Below are 18,161 nucleotides of genomic sequence, written 5' to 3'. Positions count from 1 at the left end.
AGTTTGTCATGCGCCTAGGGCGGAACCTGTCCTAGCTGGTCCGTAGCGTGGCAGTCATGAGCGAAGAGATCACCCCATTCAAGATCGAGATTTCTCAGGACCGCCTCGACGACCTGCGCCGGCGGCTCGCCGACGCCCGCTGGCCGAGCCAGCTGCCGGGCACGAGCTGGGAGGCCGGGGTGCCGCTGGGCTACCTGAAGGATCTGGCCGACTACTGGGGCACCTCTTATGACTGGCGTGCCCATGAGGCGCAGCTGAACGAGTTTCCGCAGTTCACCACTGCCATCGACGGCCAGACCGTGCACTTCCTGCACGTCCGTTCGCCCGAGCCGGGGGCGCTGCCGCTCATCATCACCCATGGCTGGCCCGGCTCGATCGTGGAGTTCATGAAGATCATCGGCCCGCTGACCGATCCCGCCCGGTACGGCGGCGACCCTGCCGACGCTTTCCACGTGGTAGCCCCGTCGCTGCCTGGCTTCGGCTTTTCCAGCCCGCTGTCCGCCCCGGGCTGGGACACCAGCCGGGTAGCCCGGGCCTGGGCCACCCTGATGGAACGCCTCGGCTACCACCGCTACGGCGCCCAGGGCGGGGACACCGGAGCGATTGTGTCCCCCGAGCTCGGCCGTATCGATCCCGACCGGGTGATCGGCGTGCACGTCAACAACCTGGGGACCTTCCCCTCCGGCGATCCGGCTGAGCTGGCCGACCTCACCGAGGCCGATCAGGCCCGACTCGCGCTCATGTCGACGTGGGGCCAGGACATGAGCGGATACGCGATCGTCCAGTCAACCCGGCCGCAGACCATCTCCTACGCCCTCACCGACTCACCGGTCGGGCAGCTCGCCTGGATCGTCGAGAAGTTCAAGGAATGGACCGACCCGAGCGCGAACCTGCCCGAGGACGCCATCGACCGCGACCTGATCCTCACCGATGTCTCGGTGTACTGGCTGACCGGCACCGCCGGATCCGCGGCCCACATCTACTACGAAGGGGCCCGCAGTTGGGGTCAGGCCCAGACCCGGTCGCCAGTGCCGACAGGGGTGGCGGTGTTCCCCAACGACATCACCATCCGACCCCTCGCCGAACGCGACCACAACGTGGTGCACTGGGCCGAGTACAGCCGCGGCGGTCACTTCGCCGCCCTGGAAGCACCCGATCTCCTGGTCGACGACATGCGCGAATTCTTCCGCCCGCTCCGCTGACCACAAACGCGTCAGGGTAGAGGTCTTGCTGGCCCGGACCGCCCCGGTCCGGGCCAGCAGGAGTACGCCCGATCATGCTGGTGAGGACGGGGTGTCCCGTAGCGAAGAGACCGTGCGGGCTCAGCCGACGTGGACCGGAACCGTGATCGGGCGGCGTATCGCTGCGGCGAGGGTGGCGCTGATGCACAGCGATGCCAGCGCCATGACAGCCATCGCGGTGCCGACCGGCAGGATCTGCGCTGCGGCCCCGGCCATGGTGGCGCCGACCGCCTGCATCGTGAGCATGCCCGCCGAGTGAAGGCCGAGCGCCTGGCCGCGGATGTCGTCGCCGGTCTGAGCGAGCAGGCGTTCCTGCAGCAGCAGACCGGCGCTGTAGCCAGTCGCTCCGAGCGCCGCGGCGGTCAGGGCGTCGCCATACGGTAGAGGCAGTGCGAACAGCAGGAACGGGGCCGCCAGCAGGATCTGTAGCGGCGTGATCAGCCGCCGGCGGTGCCGTTGCGGCCAGTCCGACACCTAGCGGTCAACGCCGCCACCAGCAGTACCGGCTCCGCCTCGCGCTGGGTCAGATGTGGTGGCGAAGCCAGGACACGGTGCGCCTGAGCAGGTCGACGTGTCCCGGCGACTCGTACGACCTGAGGTCGTGACCGAGACCGTCGTAGATCACCCGGCTGCTGCCGACGATGCGTGCCCAGACGAGCGGGTGGGAGGCACCCTTCTCCTCGTGGACGTAGAGCGGCTCACTGCTTCCATCGTCGACCAGATCCAGGTTGGTGAAGCGCTCGTCGTGGACCTCGAAGTCGCCGAGTCCATCGACTATCGGGTGTTCCACGCCGCTGCGCCGGATGAGAGTCTGGCCGATCGGCGGGTGGAAGGTTTTGTCGTAGTCCCAGACGGCGCCGATCGTGGACCGCCAGATTGGCAGGCGGGGGAAGGCGATTGTCGCGCTGTGGGTGGCGAGAACGTTGCCGCCGCGGGCGAGGAAGGCGTCAAGGATGCGGGCAAAGTCGTCATCCTCGGCGATCGGTGTCGCGCGGTTGGCGCTCGCGTTGACGACCAGCAGGTCGACACCGTTGAGGGCGGTGTCGAGCTGGCTGATGGACGTCACGGTCGCCACGGAACTCGCGTCGCCGACGATCTCGGCGATCTTTGCGCTGGTGTCGGCCAGCGGGTGCCACGGGTCGGCGTACGGGCCTTCTCCGCTGAAGATGATGGTTTCGATGGGCTGCGCCATGATGCTCCGATCCTGCTTGCTTGATGCCAGGGTGACTGGCCCACGGTGGGTGGGGGAGCGGACACCCTGTCGATCTTCGACCGATGCGAGCCGTGTCCCGGTTCGGTGCCGGCCCCCGGGGCCGTCCAGACCGCCATTTCGATGATTCGCGAAATGACGAAATGAACGGTAGCATGGCGCCCATGAGGGCTCTGCATCATCCCGACCTCGCCGCGGTCGACCTGGCCACGCTGCTCAGCGCGCTCGCCGACCCGGTCCGCTTGAGTGTCGTACGGCAGTTGGCGCAGTCGGGTGGTGTCGTCTGCGGGAAGTTCGAAGCGCTGTCCGAGGTGAGCATGTCGACCCTCTCGCACCACCTGAAGGTCCTCCGTGAGGCCGGCATCCTCCGCGTCACGCCGAACGGGAGTTTTCGCCGTCACGAATTGCGTGCCGACGAGATCGACGACCGGTTTCCCGGGCTGCTTCCTGCGGTCACCGCCAACCTGGGCATCTGCGAGACGACGACCGGGGGAGCGCTGGCATGACCGACTCGGGATCGGCACCGCAGAGCTCGCCGGGCACCCTCGGTCTGTCCGCCGACGAGGTCCTGACCACAACCCGCGCCGTGCGCAAGCGTCTCGACCTGCGCCGCCCCGTGCCGCGCCACGTGATCGAGGAGTGCCTCCGCATAGCCCTGCAAGCGCCGAGCGGCCGGAACAGGCAGCGCTGGGACTTCATCTTCGTCCAAGACCAGCGGACCCGGGCGGCCGTCGCGGATCTGTGGCGGCGCGGTCTGATGGCGCCGCCGCCGGCCTCCGGAACGGCCGGGCCCGCCTTCAGCCGCATGAACTTCGCCTCGACCGAGTGGAGTCGCATCGCGGGCAGCCTGCAACACCTCGCCGAACACCTGCACGAGGTGCCGTTGCTTCTCGTCCCGTGCCTGCGCGTTGAGTCACGCGCCGAGCTCGACAGCGTTCGCGGGCAGGCTGGTGCCTGGGGTTCGGTCATACCGGCGTTCTGGAGTTTCATGCTGGCCGCACGTGAACGCGGGCTCGGCACCGCCTGGACCACGAGTCATCTCAGCTACGAGCGGGAGATGGCCGACCTGCTCGGCATCCCGTACGACACGGTTGTGCAGGTAGCCCTCACACCGGTGGCCTACACCCTCGGCACGGACTTCAAGCCCGGCCCTCGCGCCGAAGCCGAGTCTTTCGCCCACTGGGACCGTTGGTAGGACAACCGCCGGTGAGGTCGCCGTGTCCTCGTCAGAGAGTCGCCGAGTCGCCGGGCCGGAGGTCGACGAGCACGTCCGTCAAGCCCGCCTTTTCAAAGGCGCGCACGACGTCGTCGGCATCCTGGGTGTAGTGCCCCCAGCCGTCCTGGTGCACCGGAACCATCGCCCGGACACCGAGCAGAGCCGCCGCTCGTGCCGCCAGTTCTGCCGTCAAGGTGAGGTACCCCTCGCCGCGTGCCGCGATCCGGGCCGCGCCGAGGTTGAGGATCGCGATCTCTATCGCCGGAAACTGTTCCGCGACCACCGCCACGACATCCAGTGAGGCGTTGTCCCCGCTGACGTAGACCGTCGGCCAGCCATCGGCCTCCAGCAGGAATCCGATCACCGGACCGTTGACCACGCCAATCTCCGGCGTCCCGTGCAGCGCCGGAACCGCCGTGACGCGCAGGTCGCCGACCATGGCGTGCTCGAACAGCCGGAGGCCGATGCACCCGGGGCCAAGATTCTGTGCCCCCGCCGTGGTGGTGAACACCCTTCGGGCCCGGCGGGCGTACTCCCGCCCGGAGATGTCGAGGTTGTCGACGTGGTGCTCGTGCGATACGAGTACCGCATCGGCCTGGTCGAGGTCCTCGGGCGCGGCGCTCGGGCCGGTCAGCTTGGTCGCGGTGACCGGCCCGTTCTGGTACATCCGTGGTTCGTCGAAGGTCGGGTCCAACACGATGCGCGAGCCCGCGTAGTCGAGGACGGCCGTCGGCCCGCCGATGGCGCGTACGGTCAGCCTGTTCAAGGTGCTCTCCTCGGTTTCCCTGTGTCGCTTGACATCACCATCATCGACGACGTGTGCCTGCTCGAGGTCGGCAAATGCGGCAGTACCCCCAATGGCGCCGGATTCGACCTCCGCCCAGCTCACCGTCGGCGAGGCTGCCAATCGCCCGTGGCAAGATCTGCCAGGTGCAGATCGGGATGCTTGGACCATTCGAGGTTCGTGCGGACGACGGCGTCTTGGCCGACGTGCCGGGTGCCCGGTTGCGCGGTCTGTTGATTGCCCTCGCGCTCGAACCACGACACGTGGTCCCGAAGGCGACTCTCATCGACTGGATCTGGGGTGAGCGGCCGCCCTCCGACGCGACGAATGCCCTGCAACGCTTGGTTTCCCGGCTGCGAAAGGCGCTGCCGGAAGGCTGGATCGAGGGGCAGCCGGACGGCTACCGGCTGACGGTGGAACCCGACGCTGTCGACGCCGTGCGGTTCGAACGCCTCATCACGGCGGGCCAGGTCCAGACGGATGATGATTCGCGGCGGGTACGGCTGCTGCGCGAGGCCCTCGCACTGTGGCGCGGTGCGGCCATGCAGGGCGTCGATTTGCCGGATAGTGCCGCGTTGGACGCGGCGGTCACCCGGCTCGAAGGGCTACGCCTGACAGCCATGGAGGATCGGTTCGATGCCGAGATCCGCCTCGGCCACGGTGTGGAGCTGGTCACGGAGCTGACCGACCTGGTGGCCGCGCATCCGGTGCGAGAACGGCTTGTCGCCGCGCTGATGCGTGCCCTCGTCGCGGCCGGCCGCGACACCGACGCGCTGCTCGTGTACCAGCGCGCGAGAGAGGCACTGGCGGACGCGCTGGGCGTCGACCCCTCTCCGGAGCTGTCCGCATTGCACGTCGCGCTGCTGCGGGGCGGGTTGGGACGACGGCGGGAGGAGAACCGGAAGACCAACTTGCGTGCCGAGCTGACCAGCTTCATCGGCAAGGACGCCGATATCGCCGCGGTCCGCGAACTCCTCGCCGAGCATCGGCTCACCACTCTGATCGGGCCGGGCGGCTCGGGGAAGACCAGGCTGGCCACGGAAACCGCGCGCACGCTGCTCGGCGACCTGCCGGACGGGGTCTGGCTGGTGGAGCTCGCAGCCATCGGCGCGGATGCTGACCTGGCGCAGTCGGCGCTCGCCGGGCTCGGCCTCCGGGATGCTCTGCTCGGCGGGGCACCGAACGTGGAGCCGACGGACCGGCTCATCGCCGCGATCCGCGATCGGGAGGCGCTGCTGATTCTGGACAACTGTGAGCATGTGATCGAGTCGGCGGCGGCGTTCGCCCATCGAGTGCTCGGGGAGTGCCAGCGACTGCGGATCCTGGCGACGAGCAGGGAACCGCTCGGCATCACCGGGGAGGCGCTGTGGCTGGTCGAGCCACTGACCTTGCCGGAGGGGGACGCCAGCCCCGGCGAGATCGAGTCCTCTCCCGCCGTCCAGATGCTGCGGGACCGGGCGGGCGCGGTGCGCACGGATCTCGCGCTCGACGCCCACACGTTGTCGACGATGGTGCGCGTCTGCCGGGCGCTGGACGGGATGCCGCTGGCGATCGAACTGGCCGCGGCCAGGCTGCGCACCATGTCGATCGATCAGCTCGCCCACCGGCTCGACGACCGGTTCCGCCTGCTGACCAGCGGTAGCCGTACCGCGTTGCCGCACCACAGGACGCTGCGCGCGGTGGTCGACTGGAGCTGGGAGTTGCTCACCGACGCCGAACGGATGGTCCTGCGCAGGCTCTCGGTGTTCTCCGGCGGGGCGAGCCTGGAAGCGGCCGAGCGGGTCTGCGCCGGCGATACGGTCGAGCGGGAGCAGGTGCTCGATCTGCTCACCGCGCTGGCCGAGAAATCACTCCTGGTCGCCGATCGCGACAGCGCACCGCGCTACCGGATGATCGAGACGATCAAGGAGTACGCCGGGCACCGCCTCGCGGAGGCGGGGGAGTCGGACCTGGCGCGCACTGCGCATCTCGCCTACTTCACGGAACTCACCGAGACCGCGGAGCCGCATCTTCGCCGCGCCGAGCAGGTGCGATGGCTCGCCACGCTCGAGGTCGAGCACGACAACATCGGTTCTGCGATGCGTGGTGCAATCACGGCCGGCGAGGCGCACGCGACGATGCGGCTCGCGGCGAACGCCGGCTGGTACTGGTGGCTCGGCGGGCACCGGGCCGAAGGCATCGAGCTGCTCACCGCGGCGACCGAGACGCCCGGCGAGGTGACCGACGAGATCCGGGCGACGGTGTACGCCCTTGTCGGGCATTTCCTGAGTTCCGGGCGGGGCGACGAACATCAGACGGAGGAGTGGATCCACAAGGCGTACCGGTTCGGCCAGGGCAGTCAGCGCGGCCAGGGCCGCCACCCGGCGCTGGCGTTCGTCGCCGCCATGAAACGCATGTTGCAGGCGCCGGACGAGATCTTGCCCGCGTTCGAAGCACTGTTGGACGACGAAGATCCCTGGGTCCGCGCGATGGCCCGGCTCCACCTCGGCAAGATGCGGATCATCCTCGGCCAGGACGGGCGGGATGCGGACGCGCATCTCGTGATGGCGCTCGCCGAGTTCCGGGCAATCGGCGAACGGTTCGGGATTTCCTTCGCCCAGACCGAGCTGGCGGACCGCATCGCGGCGCGCGGCGAGTTCGCCGCTGCCTGCGAGCACTTCGAACAGGCGATCGCGGTCGTCACCGAAGTCGGTGCCATCGAGGATGTCATCCGCATGCGGTCGCGACAGGCTCAGCTGTACTGGCTGCTGGGCGACAAGGAGTCCAGCGCGGCTGCGATAGCCGAGGCGCAACGGCACGCGGCACGGGTCACCTGGCCGGACGCGCTGGCCGAGCTGGCCCTGGCGAAGGCGGAACTCGCCCGTTGGGGCGGCGACGCGGAGGAGGCACACCAGCAACTCGGCGTCGCGACAACCATGCTGGGCGACACTGCGGAGCGTGCGCACATCCGCGCGGTGACACACGATCTGCTCGGCTACCTCGCCGACGACCTCGGCGAGGCCCGCACATACCGCGCAGCGGCCTGCCGGGCCGCGGCCGAGGCGGGGCACGCACCCGTGATTGCGCAGGTCCTCGTCGGGATCGCGGACCTGGCACTGCGCCGTGAACAACACGAGCAGGCCGCGCGGTTGCTCGCGGCGAGCGCCGCCGTGCGCGGGCTGCCGGATCGTTCCCAGCCGGACGTGGCCCGGATCGAGCAGGCCGCGCGGCTCCGCCTCGGCGACACACGGTTCGCTGAGGCGACTCGGGAGGGTACGCAGACGAGTTGGCATCAACTGGTCACGGTCACACTCGCCGCCTGAACGGGGCAGGCGCCCACGGTCGGTTTGCTACGCGTTGGATGCTGATGTCGCCGTGCCGCGTGCGGGCGTGAACCGTGACCTTGTTGTCCGACGTGTCAGGGTTTTCCGGGGACGGAACGGAGTTGCGCACCGACCCTCGCTCGCTGTTGGCGTCCACCCAGGCGGCGGTGCCCTCGCTGATGCCGACCTCGATGTTTCCTGAGCCGTTCATCAGCTCCGCCTGACCGCGCGTCAACCGGCCGATCCGAATGGCGCCGTCGCCTGTTTTGGCGGTGACGCTGCCGTCGGCGCGGTCGATGTCGAAACCGCCGCTGCCACTGCTGAGATCAAGGTCGGACGATGCGTGGCCGATCCAGATCTGCCCGCCCGAGCTCGAGAGCTTGACGGTGTCCTTGACCTCGCTGATCCGCATTGCGAACGACGCACCGTCGATGGTGGCGCACTCGGCGATGTGGCCGATCGTGACCTCACCGGCGGTGATGTTCGCCTGCAGCGCGTTGATGCGATCGAGGTGGACCCGACCCGATGCCATGTGCAGCTCGCACTCTCCGAACGAGCCGTCGGCGTGCACATCCGAGTACGTCAGGTACGAAACCAGGCTGGAGCCGGCGGGCAGGTCGATCGTGATGGCGACCGAACCGTTCTTGTCTCCGGACGCGGTCGTCTTGACCGATAGCTGACCGCCGGCGAAGTCGACCTTGGTTTTGTTGGCAACCTTGACATCCGACTGGCTCGCCTTGTTGATGGGTTCGACCAGCACTGAGGTGTCGGTCCGCTCGCTCGCGGTGACCCGCACCTGAGCACCGGCGACAACAACGGTGGCGACGATGGGTCCTGGCGTGGCGAAGGTAGGCATGACAACTCTCCTCTTGTCTCATCCTTGGTCCGTGTGGTGAGGGCTGAGCCGCCCCAGCCGGTGAAGCATCGATCCGCACGGCCACGGCGCGCGCTCGTCGCTGGCGAGCGCGCGCCGTGTTAGCTGTCGATCACGGCCTTGGAGGTCGGCCCGATCACGGTCCTCGGAAGGTCATCGCCCGGGAGGTCACGCGCGCTTCTTGAACGTGGAGCCTGCCCAGAGGTACCCGATGAGTGCGATGCCGACGCACCAGGCGATGGCGGTGATCGTGGTGCTGGTGGTTGGTGTGCCGTTGAGCAATCCGCGGAGGGTTTCGATGATCGACGTGAAGGGCTGGTACTCGGCGAACTGCCGGAGGCCCGGCCCCATCTTCTCCGCCGGGACGATCGCGCTGCTGAAGAACGGCAGCATGACCAGTGGCACGGCGGCCAGACCGGCGGTTTCCGGGGATTTCGCGAACAGTCCGAGGGCGACGGTGAGCCAGCCGGCCGCGAACCCGAGCAGCACGATGATGCCGAGCACAGCGAGCCAGTCGAGGGAACTCGCCGACGGGTTGAATCCCAGCAGGAAAGCCACCCCGAGGAGGGATCCGATGGCGATCAGGTTGGTCAGCAGGCTGGCGATGACGTGACCGGTCAACACCGCACCACGGGAGACGTCCATGACCTTGAACCGGTTGATGATGCCCTTGGTCATGTCGGAGTTCACCGCCGTGGCGGTGGCCCCCAGCCCGTAACACACGGCCAGCAGCATCAGCCCCGGCGTGGCGTAGTCGATGTAGTCGACACCGACGTTGAAAGCGTCTCCGAACATGTACACGAACATCAACATGAGCACGATCGGCATCAAAACCGCGTTGAACACCGACGTCGGATTCCGGGCGATGTGCTTGAAGTTGCGACGCAACATGACCATCGAGTGGGATGGGGTGCTCATTTCGCTGCTACCTCCGTGGTGCGGCCGGTCAGGGCGAGGAAAACGTCATCGAGGTCTGGGGTGTGCACGGAGAACGCTTCGGCGTTGATCGTGTTTTCGTCGAGCCTGTCGAGCAGGGCCCGCAGTGACTTGGTTCCGCCGTCGCTGGGCACTCGCAGGGTCAGTGCTTCGTTGTCGCGGGTGGAGTCGCTGAGGACCCGCGCGGCCGCGTCGAGTTCGGCGGCGGTGGTGAACCGGAGTCGGACGTGGCTGCCGGGGACCTGGGCTTTGAGGTCGTCGGGGGTGCCCTGGGCGACCAGGCGGCCCTGGTCGAGGACGGCGATCCGGTCGGCGAGCTGGTCGGCTTCCTCGAGGTACTGGGTGGTGAGGAAAATGGTCACGCCGTCGGTGACCAGTTCGCGGACGATGTCCCACATCGTTCGGCGGCTGCGCGGGTCCAGTCCCGTCGTCGGCTCGTCCAGGAAGATGATGCGGGGCTTGCCGACCAGGGTCATCGCCAGGTCCAGCTTGCGGCGCATACCCCCGGAATAGGTGGACACCGGCTTCAGCGCCGACTCGGCCAGGTCGAAGCGTTCCAGCAGGTCGGTGACGACCCGCCGGCCGGCGGTAGAGCCCAGACGCTTCAGGTCCGCCATCAGCTGCAGGTTTTCCTGCCCCGTCAGCAGCTCGTCCACCGCCGCGAACTGACCGGTGACCCCGATCGCCGCCCGCACCGCCTTGGTCTCGGTCGCGACATCATGCCCGGCAACCCGAACCGTCCCGGCGTCGGCCTTCATCAACGTGGTCAACACGTTCACCGTCGTGGTCTTACCCGCCCCATTCGGACCGAGCAGGGAAAACACCGTGCCCGCACGCACATCCAGATCGATGCCATCGAGCACCACCTTGTCCCCGAAGGCTTTCCGTAGCCCTGAAACTGCAATCGCAGAACTTGTCATGTGCCCACTGTCGGCAGCCGGCCTGTCACGGCCCTGACACGCCCCTGACACGGCCACTGACACGGTCTGGTCCGAGGGAACGGTTGGTGTCCGCTGCGGCGGTCGGGAGTCCAGCACCTCTGGTGCCGCCTGTGGCAGCATCGGGATCGTGTGACATGGCCGTCCGACGAAGTGTCGGTGTTCCGCGCGCTCGGTGCCTGTGGGCACCGAGCGCCAGGGCCAGACCCTTCGATGGCAAGAAGGAGGACGCATGGCACGGGGGCCAGTGTTGGTGATCGGTCTCGATCCCGTCAGGATCCCGGGCTGGGACCCTGAGCCGGTCGTAGCGGCGATCGCACGCGGTCAGGCCCGTTTCGTTGATCTCGATATCGAGGCCGACCTGTGCTTGGTGGTGCCCGACGAGACCGCCGAGGGAGCGATCGTCGAGGCGCTGACCCGGAAGGACTACGCCTGCGTGGTGGTTGGGGGCGGCATCCGCAAGCATGAGCCGTTGCTCGAGTTCTTCGAGACGGTGGTCAACCTCGTTCGGCAGCGTGCTCCCGGGGCGGCCATCGCCTTCAACAGCAGCCCCGAGGACACTGCCGACGCCGCACTACGGTGGCTGCGGTAGGCCAGCAGGCCACAGCGTCCGGCCCGCCATCAAGGCCAGTTGCCACCGGGCGCTCGGGGGAGACCCCGTCGGATCCGCGCCGTGAACCCGGGCCGCAACTACTCGGTAACGTGCTCGACGGCAGGCCGGGGCTCCAGGACCACCACAGCGGTCTCGGACGACCGCAGTGCCGCGAAAGCGTCGAGTTTCGTGTCGATTTCGCGCCACCGGGCCCACAGTCGCACCCGCTCCTCGCCTGTCGCGGCGCGCCCACGTACCAGCCGCTGCCCGTCGACCAGGTCGACGGTCGCATCCGGATGCGACTGCAGGTTGAGCCACCAGGCGGGCTCAGCCTCACCCCATCCATTCATCGCCAGCGTGAACAGATTCTGCCCATCCTCCAGGTACGCGACGATGACGCCGCGCTGCTGGCCGGTGCGGCGCCCGGTGGTGGTCAGCCGCACGGTGCCCCAGCGGTTGGCGCGGGGCCGCCAGAGTCCGACCCGGCCGCGAAAGACCCGATACAGGCCCCGGTGAACGTGCCAGGCCAGCCGGATGAACCAGCGTGGCGGAAGCTTTGGTTTTTCCGCTCGACTCTCTACCGACATCACGACCTCCTCTGGCGGGCCAGGCTGGTCAGCCTGGCCCGGCGGGTTTGACCACCGCGCCGACGACTATCGGCCATGAACGTGCTTTCCCTCGCCAGGTGCCTAGCGTGGCACCCGCCAGCTTGAATCACCAGAGCCGATCTAGTTGCTCTTGGTTGGCGGGTCTTGAGATGCTGCGCAGATGTCTTCCTTCCCGCCGACATTCGCCGAAGACGTGATCAATCAGCCGGCGAAGGCCCAGTTCGAGGCGTTTCTCGATGAGCACCGCCGCGTGCTCAATGACTGCTTGGACGGGCTGACCGAGGAGCAGGCGCGCCGATCGTTGGTGCCGTCCCGGACGACGCTGCTGGGCTTGGTAAAGCATGCGACTTTCGTCGAGAAGGTCTGGTTCGACGAAGCCGTCACGTGCCGATCGCGCGCCGAGATCGGCATCCCCGCGACGCCAGACGAGTCGTTCATCCTCGATGACGACGACACCATCGCTACCCTTCGGCGAGCACATGCCGAGGCATGCGAAGCGTCACGCCGCGCGACGTCACCCCTCGGGCTGGACGACACGGTGCACGGCAACCGGCGCGGCCCGCTCCCGCTGCGCTGGGTGTACCTCCACGTGCTGCGCGAGCTCGCTCAGCACGGCGGGCACGCAGACATCCTGCGCGAGCAACTCCTCAGCGAGTAGCGCGTGGGCGTCCGCACATGCCGCCGACAGGCGTTCACGAGCTCGACACGCGAACTCTTCGTAGCGGCGGACCGTGGCTGGCCGATGAGTTTGGGATGATGCGCCGGTGTACCCGCCGACACCACCTGACTCGAAGGGATCACCGCGATGGCAAAGGTCATCTCCACGCTGTTCATCTCGGCCGACGGTGTGGCCGAGATCGACCCCGATTGGCACTTTCCGTACTTCGACGAGAACATGGGTCGCGCCGTCGGCGAGGACTATGACACCTCTGACGTGCTGCTCATCGGCCGCGAGACGTACGACAGCTTCGCCGGAGCCTGGCCCGACCGTGAGGCCGCCGGTGGGGAGGATGCACAGTTCGCCAAGCAACTCGGGGACGTACGCAAGGTGGTCGTCTCGCGTCAGCCGCTGGAGTTCTCCTGGCGCAACTCCGAGCTGATCAAGGGGGAACTCCTCGATGCGGTCGCCTCACTGAAGGCTGATGCCGGCATCAAGGGCATCCTCATCCCTGGGTCGATCTCCGTGGTGCAGCAACTGCTCGCCGCGGGGCTGGTCGACGAGCTGCGCCTGCTGGTGCATCCGGTAGCGGCGCGTAAGGGCCGCAAGCTGTTCGACGAGGGCGATACGGCGTACCACCTGAAGTTGACGGCGACGGAGGCGTTTCCGACGGGCGTGATCCGGGTGATCTACTCGCCGACCGCGGCACCGACCAAGGCAGGCTACGACGAGGTCAAGGACCAGGTACCCGGAGGGAACTAGTCGCCTCCACGAGGAGGATCGCCGCGTCGGCAAGGAAGCCAGCACCGAGGAACTTTCGGATGTTCACGGTCGCTCTGGTGTTCAACAAGGCCGTCCGGCGAACCGCCGGTCCTGCAGGTGCCGTGCGCCTAGGGTAAGACCCGGGCGACCACCGTGGCTGATAGCTGTGCGAACACATGCGCTACGGACGGCGCCGTACATGACTCTTCCTGTGCTAGCCGGAAGGCGTGCGATGTCCGGGATCAATTCGCGTTGCCGCGTACGGATGGGCGGGGCGGCGCTTGTTCGACCGGTACCGACACGGTCACCTTCACGCGCGGCCGCGCATGTCTGCCAGGCCGGGCCAGCGTTGGCCGCCTGCTCTCGCTGAGATGGACTGGGCTGGATGGGCACTGTTCGGGTTGGTCGCCACCGTGGCGCTCACCGCGACGTCGATCACTGCTCAGATGGCCGGGCTCACCCGTCTCGACCTTCCTCTGGTGCTCGGGACCATCGTCACCGAGGATCCCGACCGGGCCCGGGTCGTCGGGTTCTTCATCCACCTCGCTGCCGGTCAGGGCTTCGCGCTCGGGTACGCGGCCGTGTTCGCCATGCTGCATCGCGCCACCTGGTGGATCGGGGCGCTGCTCGGTGCACTCCACGTCGCGATTGCGCTGACTGTGCTCCTGCCCCTGCTGCCTGGTGTCCATCCGCGCATGGCGTCACATCGGGCCGGCCCGGCCAGCACCGCCGTGCTGGAGCCGCCCGGCCTGTTCGCCCTCAACTATGGCGTTCAGACTCCGACGGTCACGGCACTCGTCCATGTCGTCTACGGGGTGGTCCTCGGGCTACTCCTTCAGGCTCGTTGACCTGCACCGGCCGCGATGAGCATTCCTGGCTGGCGCGCGGCCGCCGCCGGCAGCTCGTCGCTGGAGATTCCTCATGACCGCCGTCCCCTCGACCCGTCAGCGGCCTCCGGCGCCGATCGGAGACTATGGGCTGCTCAGTGACACCCGCACCGCTGCCCTCGTCGCCAGTGACGGCGGGATTGACTGGCTCTGCGTGCCCCGCTTCGACGGCGACCCCCTGTTCGGCCGGCTGGTCGGTGGCCCGGCGGCGGGGGCCTTTCGGGTCGGGCCGGCCAGACCCGCCACAGTCGTCGAGCGGCGTTACCGGCAGCACACCGCCACGCTGGAGACGACCTGGATGGTGGACGGCTGCCGGCTCACCCTCACCGAGGCCATGGTGGCCGAGCTCGCCGGACGCCTGCTGCCCACGACGATGCTCGTGCGGCGCCTGTCGGCCGAGGGAGGTCCAGTCGACGCCGTTGTGGAGTTCGATCCCCGGCTCGGTGCCCAGCACCGCCGACCCCGGGTCCACCATCGCGGCCGGGATCTCGTGTGTGAGTGGGGGTCGCTCGCGGTGTCGCTGGGCTGCGCCCCCGGAGTCACCGTCGAACCGGGTACGCCCACCGCCGTCACCGTCATGCCGGATCGTCCGGTCACACTCGTCCTGGCCATCGCCTATCGCGAACCGTTGATCCACGTCGAGCCGGCCGCGGCCTGGGAAATTGTCGTCGCCGACGAGGGCCGTTGGCGGGACTGGGCCGCAGAAATCGACGCGTCGCTGCCGTTCCGGGAGAGCGTCGTACGCAGTCTGCTGACCCTGCGGTTGTTGACCTACTCTCCGTCGCAGGCGCCGGTGGCCGCACCGACGACATCGTTGCCCGAGGATCCGGGCGGGGTGCGCAACTGGGACTACCGCTATGTCTGGCCACGAGACGCCAGCATCAATGTCAACGCGTTCCTCGGCGTCGGCAAACTCCGGGAGGCCTACGGATTCCTCGCGTGGTTGCTGCACGCCAGCCGGCTGCAGCGACCGCGCCTGCCGGCGCTGCTCACCTTGGACGGCCGCCACGTACCGCGAGAGCGGGAGTTGTCCGGCTGGGGTGGCTACCTCGACAGCACGCCGGTACGGGTTGGCAATGCCGCCGCCGAGCAGCACCAGCTCGACGGCTATGGCTGGGTGGTCGACGCCGCGTGGGTGCTCGTGCAGGCCGGGCACCGCCTGAATTCGGAGACGTGGCGGGCGGTGCGCGGCTTTGCCGATCTGGTCGCCCGGCGCTGGCCGGAGCCCGATGCCGGCATCTGGGAGGTGCGCGAGCCCGTCCAGCATGTGCATTCCAAGCTCATGGGCTGGCTCGCTCTCGACCGGGCCCTGCGCATCGCCGCTACTCACCGGCTCTCCGAGCGGCAGCGCCGCCGGTGGCAGGGCGCCCGGGATGCCATCGCCACCGATGTCCGGGCCCGGGCCTTCGACCCGTCGCAGGAAAGCTACGTCGGCAGCTACGGCTCACCGGCACTGGACGCGGCTCTGCTCGTCCTGCCCTTGCTGGGCATGGACGACATTGCGTCGCCACGCATACGCGGCACCATCGACGCCATTCGTGACCGGCTTTCTGCCGGCGGCCCACTTCTCTACCGCTACCCGCCAGGACGCGACGGCCTCCCCGGCTCCGAAGGCGCGTTCCTGCCCTGCTCATTCTGGCTCGTGCAGGCCCTCGCCCACACCGGACGACGCACCGAGGCGGTCGAATTGTTCCAGGAACTGCTCGGACGCGCTAACGCACTCGGCCTCTACGCCGAAGAGTTGGACCCCGCAACCGGCGCTTTCCTCGGCAACTACCCGCAGACGCTGACCCACGCCGCGCTCATCCAGGCCGCACTCGCGATCCGAGATGCCCCGGCTGTTGATCAGGAGACCGTGCGCTGACCACGCCCATCCCGCAATCCCGACAGCTTCTAGCGGGCCAGGGAGCTCGGGGCATTGACGCCGGCATCCGCGCTCACCCCGATGCCCAAACGCTCGACGAGTTCGCCACCGAGCCAGGCCGTGACACCGGACAGAACGATTCCGACAAAGCTCAGGACCAGTGCCGCCGCAGGGGGCTCCCAGTTCTCCGCATTCAGCCGCAACAACCAACTGATGCCGAAGAGCAGCACCACGACGACGTTCCCGAGCCCATGAGCGGCCCCGACCCGTTTGGCGCGAGTCCCGGCCGGGATGGCTTTCCAGTCGATCATGCCGAACAGCGCGGCGAGGAGACCGCCGAGCACACCGGCGGCGATGGTGTACGCGGCGGAGATCTGAAAGCCGGTTCGATCCGTGATGAGATACAGGATGTCGAAGATCACCGAGGTGGCCAGTAGCCCCAACGGGAAAACGATCAACATTGGGTGAATGCCGTGTCCCATGGCCTTGGCTCGGCTCTCCATCAAAGTCCCCCTCGCCGTGCGGCGCTGATGCCGAGGCAGCCGTTACCCGCTTATCCGGCGTTTACACGTTTGCTCCGCGCGGTGCCTCGTCGGGGCGGGGGAGTGGATCTAGCGGTGTTGCCGGCCTGACCCACCAGGCGTTGCGCCTGGTGGGCAGGGTGCCGTGATGACCTCGACACTGAACACCGCCGGCCGCAACTCCCGACGGGGTTATGGTCGCCGAGGACATGGTCATGTTCCTGATGGCCAACGCTGGCGTCCTCACCGCCACCGCCGACGCCGCACCCGAAACGTCGCGCCGGCTGGTCGCGTACTTCCTCCAGGCATGCGCCGCCACGGCGGCCGAGCCCCTGCCGGCCCCGCCGGCGCCGCGCCGGATGTACCGGGCCATGCTCCGCTTCGCCACAGCCATGCGCCGACGGCTTCGTAGCGGACCGTAGTCGTGGGGCCAGGCCGCCCTGGATTTGGGTGGAGGTCGGCGGTCCATCTTTGAAAAAGATGGCTTGCGCAAACGATCGTTTGCGCTATGGTGAAGCCATGCCCTCCTCGCTCGCGGCACCTGGCCCAGACCTCGATTCGGCCTTCGCCGCTCTCGGTGACCCGGTCCGTCGCGCCCTGGTGACTCGCCTCACGCGGGGTGACGCCACGGTGGGAGAGCTGGCTGAACCGTTCGACCTGACCCCACAGGCGATCTCCCACCACGTCGGTGTCCTGCGGCGGTGCGGCCTGGTCGAGCAGCGACGCGAGGGCACCAGACGCCCCTGCCGACTGAGGGCCGATCAGCTGTCGCTGCTCAGCACGTGGATCGACGACCAGCGCCGAGCCTGGGACGACCGGCTCGACGCCCTCGAACAGCACCTCACCGGCGACGGAGCAGTCCGTTGACCGCCAGCGCCGAGCTCCGCGGCGACGAACTGATCGCCAAACGCCACATCCCGGCGGACCCTGAACGTGTCTGGACCGCCTTCACCTCGCCGGCAAGCATCGCCGCGTTCTGGGGTGGCTCACACGCCACCGTGCCCCCTGAGTCCGTGACCGTCGACCTGCGTCCCGGGGGAGAGTTCGCACTCGACACCCGCGCGCCGGACGGCGCGACCCGCCGGCTCCGGTTCGTCTACGTGAGCATCACCGCACCGCACGAACTCGTGTTCGATGAGCCCGTCACCGGCCTCCGCACGACCGTGACCGTCCGCCCCGCCAACGGCGGCACGAACCTCACCGTCCACCAGCGCAGGCTTCCCCCCGAGCTCCGGATCGCCCAAGCAGCCGACGGGCTCGCCTCGATCCTCGACGCCCTCGCCACACATCTGCAGCACCACGAGGCCACACCAGAGTGGAGAACGCCATGACACCGACGACCCAACGCGACCTCGTTGCCGAGTACTTCGACGGATTCCGGACGAGCGACCACCCGCGAATCCTCGCGACCCTCACCGACGACGTCGAGTGGGTCATCCACGGCCATCGGACCACCCGGGGCAAGGCCGAGTTCGACGGCGAGATCGAGAATCCGGCGTTCACCGGCAGCCCCGAGCTCGACGTCCACCGCGTCCACGAGGACGGCCCAGTCGTCGTCACCACGGGCGAGGGCCGCGGCGCCAGCGTCGAGCACGGGCCGTTCCGGTTCGCCTTCAACGACCTGTTCACATTCCGCGACGGGCTCATCGCTCGTGTCGACTCCTACCTCGTCCCGCTGCCCTGAAGCGGCGGGCATCAATCCTCGGTGTCGCGGCGTGGATACCCCTGCCTTCAGGCGGGGGAGGAAACGCCGCTCCCTCCCCTCAGG

21 protein-coding genes are annotated in these 18,161 nt (G+C 68.3%); 13 read left to right on the top strand and 8 right to left on the bottom strand.

Annotated elements, in window-relative coordinates; translation table 11 throughout:
- The first annotated feature begins 68 nt into the window (after positions 1–68).
- Positions 69–1,202: an epoxide hydrolase family protein gene (locus tag ACFY29_RS03875; protein WP_355604249.1), complete on the top strand. Its 1,134-nt coding sequence runs from the start codon at positions 69–71 to the stop codon at positions 1,200–1,202.
- Positions 1,203–1,322: 120 nt separating this feature from the next.
- On the opposite strand, the gene ACFY29_RS03870 is transcribed toward ACFY29_RS03875, so the two are convergent.
- Entirely contained in the window at positions 1,323–1,715 is a 393-nt protein-coding gene (locus ACFY29_RS03870) for a hypothetical protein (protein ID WP_386983191.1), read from the bottom strand.
- Between the two features lie 49 nt (positions 1,716–1,764).
- Positions 1,765–2,433, bottom strand: coding sequence for a ThuA domain-containing protein (locus tag ACFY29_RS03865; RefSeq protein ID WP_386983189.1), 669 nt, complete (start codon positions 2,431–2,433; stop codon positions 1,765–1,767).
- Positions 2,434–2,615: 182 nt separating this feature from the next.
- Between ACFY29_RS03865 and ACFY29_RS03860 the strand changes: the two genes are divergently transcribed.
- Complete coding sequence (locus tag ACFY29_RS03860) at positions 2,616–2,957, top strand: metalloregulator ArsR/SmtB family transcription factor (protein WP_328418117.1); 342 nt, start codon at positions 2,616–2,618, stop codon at positions 2,955–2,957.
- Complete coding sequence (locus ACFY29_RS03855) at positions 2,954–3,646, top strand: nitroreductase family protein (protein ID WP_328418115.1); 693 nt, start codon at positions 2,954–2,956, stop codon at positions 3,644–3,646. Before ACFY29_RS03860 ends, ACFY29_RS03855 begins: the two co-directional genes overlap by 4 nt.
- Positions 3,647–3,677: 31 nt before the next feature.
- Here ACFY29_RS03855 and ACFY29_RS03850 read toward each other — a convergent pair whose 3' ends face one another.
- On the bottom strand, positions 3,678–4,622 hold the full coding sequence (locus ACFY29_RS03850) for an MBL fold metallo-hydrolase (protein WP_386983186.1): 945 nt from the start codon (positions 4,620–4,622) through the stop codon (positions 3,678–3,680).
- On the opposite strand from ACFY29_RS03850, the gene ACFY29_RS03845 reads away from it, so the two are divergent.
- Positions 4,598–7,753: a BTAD domain-containing putative transcriptional regulator gene (locus tag ACFY29_RS03845; protein WP_386983184.1), complete on the top strand. Its 3,156-nt coding sequence runs from the start codon at positions 4,598–4,600 to the stop codon at positions 7,751–7,753. The two genes, ACFY29_RS03850 and ACFY29_RS03845, sit on opposite strands and share 25 nt — an antisense overlap.
- Here ACFY29_RS03845 and ACFY29_RS03840 read toward each other — a convergent pair.
- From ACFY29_RS03840 to ACFY29_RS03830, 3 genes are all read right to left on the bottom strand, one after another.
- Positions 7,737–8,609, bottom strand: coding sequence for a DUF4097 domain-containing protein (locus ACFY29_RS03840; RefSeq protein WP_386983182.1), 873 nt, complete (start codon positions 8,607–8,609; stop codon positions 7,737–7,739). The genes ACFY29_RS03845 and ACFY29_RS03840 overlap by 17 nt on opposite strands.
- Before the next feature lie 186 nt (positions 8,610–8,795).
- A complete protein-coding gene (locus ACFY29_RS03835; protein ID WP_328418106.1) occupies positions 8,796–9,545 on the bottom strand; it encodes an ABC transporter permease in 750 nt (249 codons plus the stop codon).
- Positions 9,542–10,483, bottom strand: a complete 942-nt coding sequence (locus ACFY29_RS03830) for an ATP-binding cassette domain-containing protein (protein WP_386984621.1) — start codon at positions 10,481–10,483, stop codon at positions 9,542–9,544. The genes ACFY29_RS03835 and ACFY29_RS03830 overlap by 4 nt, the downstream gene beginning before the upstream one ends.
- A 250-nt stretch (positions 10,484–10,733) precedes the next feature.
- Between ACFY29_RS03830 and ACFY29_RS03825 the strand changes: the two genes are divergently transcribed.
- Positions 10,734–11,093 carry a hypothetical protein gene (locus ACFY29_RS03825; RefSeq protein ID WP_386983179.1) on the top strand — a complete coding sequence of 120 codons (360 nt, stop codon included), beginning with the start codon at positions 10,734–10,736 and terminating at the stop codon, positions 11,091–11,093.
- A 98-nt stretch (positions 11,094–11,191) separates the two neighbouring features.
- Here ACFY29_RS03825 and ACFY29_RS03820 read toward each other — a convergent pair whose 3' ends face one another.
- Positions 11,192–11,680: a nitroreductase/quinone reductase family protein gene (locus ACFY29_RS03820; protein WP_386983177.1), complete on the bottom strand. Its 489-nt coding sequence runs from the start codon at positions 11,678–11,680 to the stop codon at positions 11,192–11,194.
- A 181-nt stretch (positions 11,681–11,861) separates the two neighbouring features.
- On the opposite strand from ACFY29_RS03820, the gene ACFY29_RS03815 reads away from it, so the two are divergent.
- From ACFY29_RS03815 to ACFY29_RS03800, 4 genes are all read left to right on the top strand, one after another.
- Positions 11,862–12,359 (top strand): DinB family protein, encoded by a 498-nt coding sequence (locus ACFY29_RS03815; RefSeq protein WP_355603835.1) that lies wholly within the window; start codon positions 11,862–11,864, stop codon positions 12,357–12,359.
- A gap of 147 nt (positions 12,360–12,506) precedes the next feature.
- Positions 12,507–13,121, top strand: coding sequence for a dihydrofolate reductase family protein (locus ACFY29_RS03810; RefSeq protein ID WP_386983175.1), 615 nt, complete (start codon positions 12,507–12,509; stop codon positions 13,119–13,121).
- A gap of 371 nt (positions 13,122–13,492) precedes the next feature.
- The gene (locus tag ACFY29_RS03805) at positions 13,493–13,969 is read left to right on the top strand and encodes a hypothetical protein (RefSeq protein ID WP_386983173.1); all 477 of its coding nucleotides are present in this window, start codon (positions 13,493–13,495) and stop codon (positions 13,967–13,969) included.
- A gap of 73 nt (positions 13,970–14,042) precedes the next feature.
- Entirely contained in the window at positions 14,043–15,872 is a 1,830-nt protein-coding gene (locus tag ACFY29_RS03800; RefSeq protein ID WP_386983172.1) for a glycoside hydrolase family 15 protein, read from the top strand.
- A 29-nt stretch (positions 15,873–15,901) separates the two neighbouring features.
- On the opposite strand, the gene ACFY29_RS03795 is transcribed toward ACFY29_RS03800, so the two are convergent.
- Positions 15,902–16,375 carry a DUF2231 domain-containing protein gene (locus ACFY29_RS03795; protein ID WP_386983170.1) on the bottom strand — a complete coding sequence of 158 codons (474 nt, stop codon included), beginning with the start codon at positions 16,373–16,375 and terminating at the stop codon, positions 15,902–15,904.
- A 233-nt stretch (positions 16,376–16,608) separates the two neighbouring features.
- Between ACFY29_RS03795 and ACFY29_RS03790 the strand changes: the two genes are divergently transcribed.
- From ACFY29_RS03790 to ACFY29_RS03775, 4 genes are all read left to right on the top strand, one after another.
- The gene (locus ACFY29_RS03790) at positions 16,609–16,815 is read left to right on the top strand and encodes a hypothetical protein (protein ID WP_386983168.1); all 207 of its coding nucleotides are present in this window, start codon (positions 16,609–16,611) and stop codon (positions 16,813–16,815) included.
- Positions 16,816–16,912: 97 nt separating this feature from the next.
- Positions 16,913–17,260 carry a metalloregulator ArsR/SmtB family transcription factor gene (locus tag ACFY29_RS03785; protein WP_328418088.1) on the top strand — a complete coding sequence of 116 codons (348 nt, stop codon included), beginning with the start codon at positions 16,913–16,915 and terminating at the stop codon, positions 17,258–17,260.
- Positions 17,257–17,724 carry an SRPBCC domain-containing protein gene (locus tag ACFY29_RS03780; RefSeq protein WP_386983166.1) on the top strand — a complete coding sequence of 156 codons (468 nt, stop codon included), beginning with the start codon at positions 17,257–17,259 and terminating at the stop codon, positions 17,722–17,724. The genes ACFY29_RS03785 and ACFY29_RS03780 overlap by 4 nt, the downstream gene beginning before the upstream one ends.
- Positions 17,721–18,077 carry a nuclear transport factor 2 family protein gene (locus ACFY29_RS03775; protein ID WP_328418084.1) on the top strand — a complete coding sequence of 119 codons (357 nt, stop codon included), beginning with the start codon at positions 17,721–17,723 and terminating at the stop codon, positions 18,075–18,077. The genes ACFY29_RS03780 and ACFY29_RS03775 overlap by 4 nt, the downstream gene beginning before the upstream one ends.
- The last annotated feature ends 84 nt before the right edge of the window (positions 18,078–18,161 follow it).

This window comes from Micromonospora sp. NPDC000668 (assembly GCF_042897975.1).
GTDB lineage: Bacteria > Actinomycetota > Actinomycetes > Mycobacteriales > Micromonosporaceae > Micromonospora.
The sequence above is the reverse complement of the archived record's forward strand: the minus strand, read 5'-3'. Positions and strand labels throughout refer to the sequence as shown.

Excerpts from the sequence above, each read along its gene's own strand:
- ACFY29_RS03820 (WP_386983177.1), bottom strand. The coding sequence starts at position 11,680 with ATGTCGGTAGAGAGTCGAGCGGAAAAACCAAAGCTTCCGCCACGCTGG.
- ACFY29_RS03860 (WP_328418117.1), top strand. The coding sequence starts at position 2,616 with ATGAGGGCTCTGCATCATCCCGACCTCGCCGCGGTCGACCTGGCCACG.
- ACFY29_RS03775 (WP_328418084.1), top strand. The coding sequence starts at position 17,721 with ATGACACCGACGACCCAACGCGACCTCGTTGCCGAGTACTTCGACGGA.
- ACFY29_RS03785 (WP_328418088.1), top strand. The coding sequence starts at position 16,913 with ATGCCCTCCTCGCTCGCGGCACCTGGCCCAGACCTCGATTCGGCCTTC.
- ACFY29_RS03815 (WP_355603835.1), top strand. The coding sequence starts at position 11,862 with ATGTCTTCCTTCCCGCCGACATTCGCCGAAGACGTGATCAATCAGCCG.
- ACFY29_RS03795 (WP_386983170.1), bottom strand. The coding sequence starts at position 16,375 with ATGGAGAGCCGAGCCAAGGCCATGGGACACGGCATTCACCCAATGTTG.
- ACFY29_RS03840 (WP_386983182.1), bottom strand. The coding sequence starts at position 8,609 with ATGCCTACCTTCGCCACGCCAGGACCCATCGTCGCCACCGTTGTTGTC.
- ACFY29_RS03835 (WP_328418106.1), bottom strand. The coding sequence starts at position 9,545 with ATGAGCACCCCATCCCACTCGATGGTCATGTTGCGTCGCAACTTCAAG.
- ACFY29_RS03850 (WP_386983186.1), bottom strand. The coding sequence starts at position 4,622 with ATGGTCCAAGCATCCCGATCTGCACCTGGCAGATCTTGCCACGGGCGA.
- ACFY29_RS03810 (WP_386983175.1), top strand. The coding sequence starts at position 12,507 with ATGGCAAAGGTCATCTCCACGCTGTTCATCTCGGCCGACGGTGTGGCC.
- ACFY29_RS03805 (WP_386983173.1), top strand. The coding sequence starts at position 13,493 with ATGGACTGGGCTGGATGGGCACTGTTCGGGTTGGTCGCCACCGTGGCG.
- ACFY29_RS03790 (WP_386983168.1), top strand. The coding sequence starts at position 16,609 with ATGTTCCTGATGGCCAACGCTGGCGTCCTCACCGCCACCGCCGACGCC.
- ACFY29_RS03800 (WP_386983172.1), top strand. The coding sequence starts at position 14,043 with ATGACCGCCGTCCCCTCGACCCGTCAGCGGCCTCCGGCGCCGATCGGA.
- ACFY29_RS03855 (WP_328418115.1), top strand. The coding sequence starts at position 2,954 with ATGACCGACTCGGGATCGGCACCGCAGAGCTCGCCGGGCACCCTCGGT.
- ACFY29_RS03865 (WP_386983189.1), bottom strand. The coding sequence starts at position 2,433 with ATGGCGCAGCCCATCGAAACCATCATCTTCAGCGGAGAAGGCCCGTAC.
- ACFY29_RS03830 (WP_386984621.1), bottom strand. The coding sequence starts at position 10,483 with ATGACAAGTTCTGCGATTGCAGTTTCAGGGCTACGGAAAGCCTTCGGG.
- ACFY29_RS03825 (WP_386983179.1), top strand. The coding sequence starts at position 10,734 with ATGGCACGGGGGCCAGTGTTGGTGATCGGTCTCGATCCCGTCAGGATC.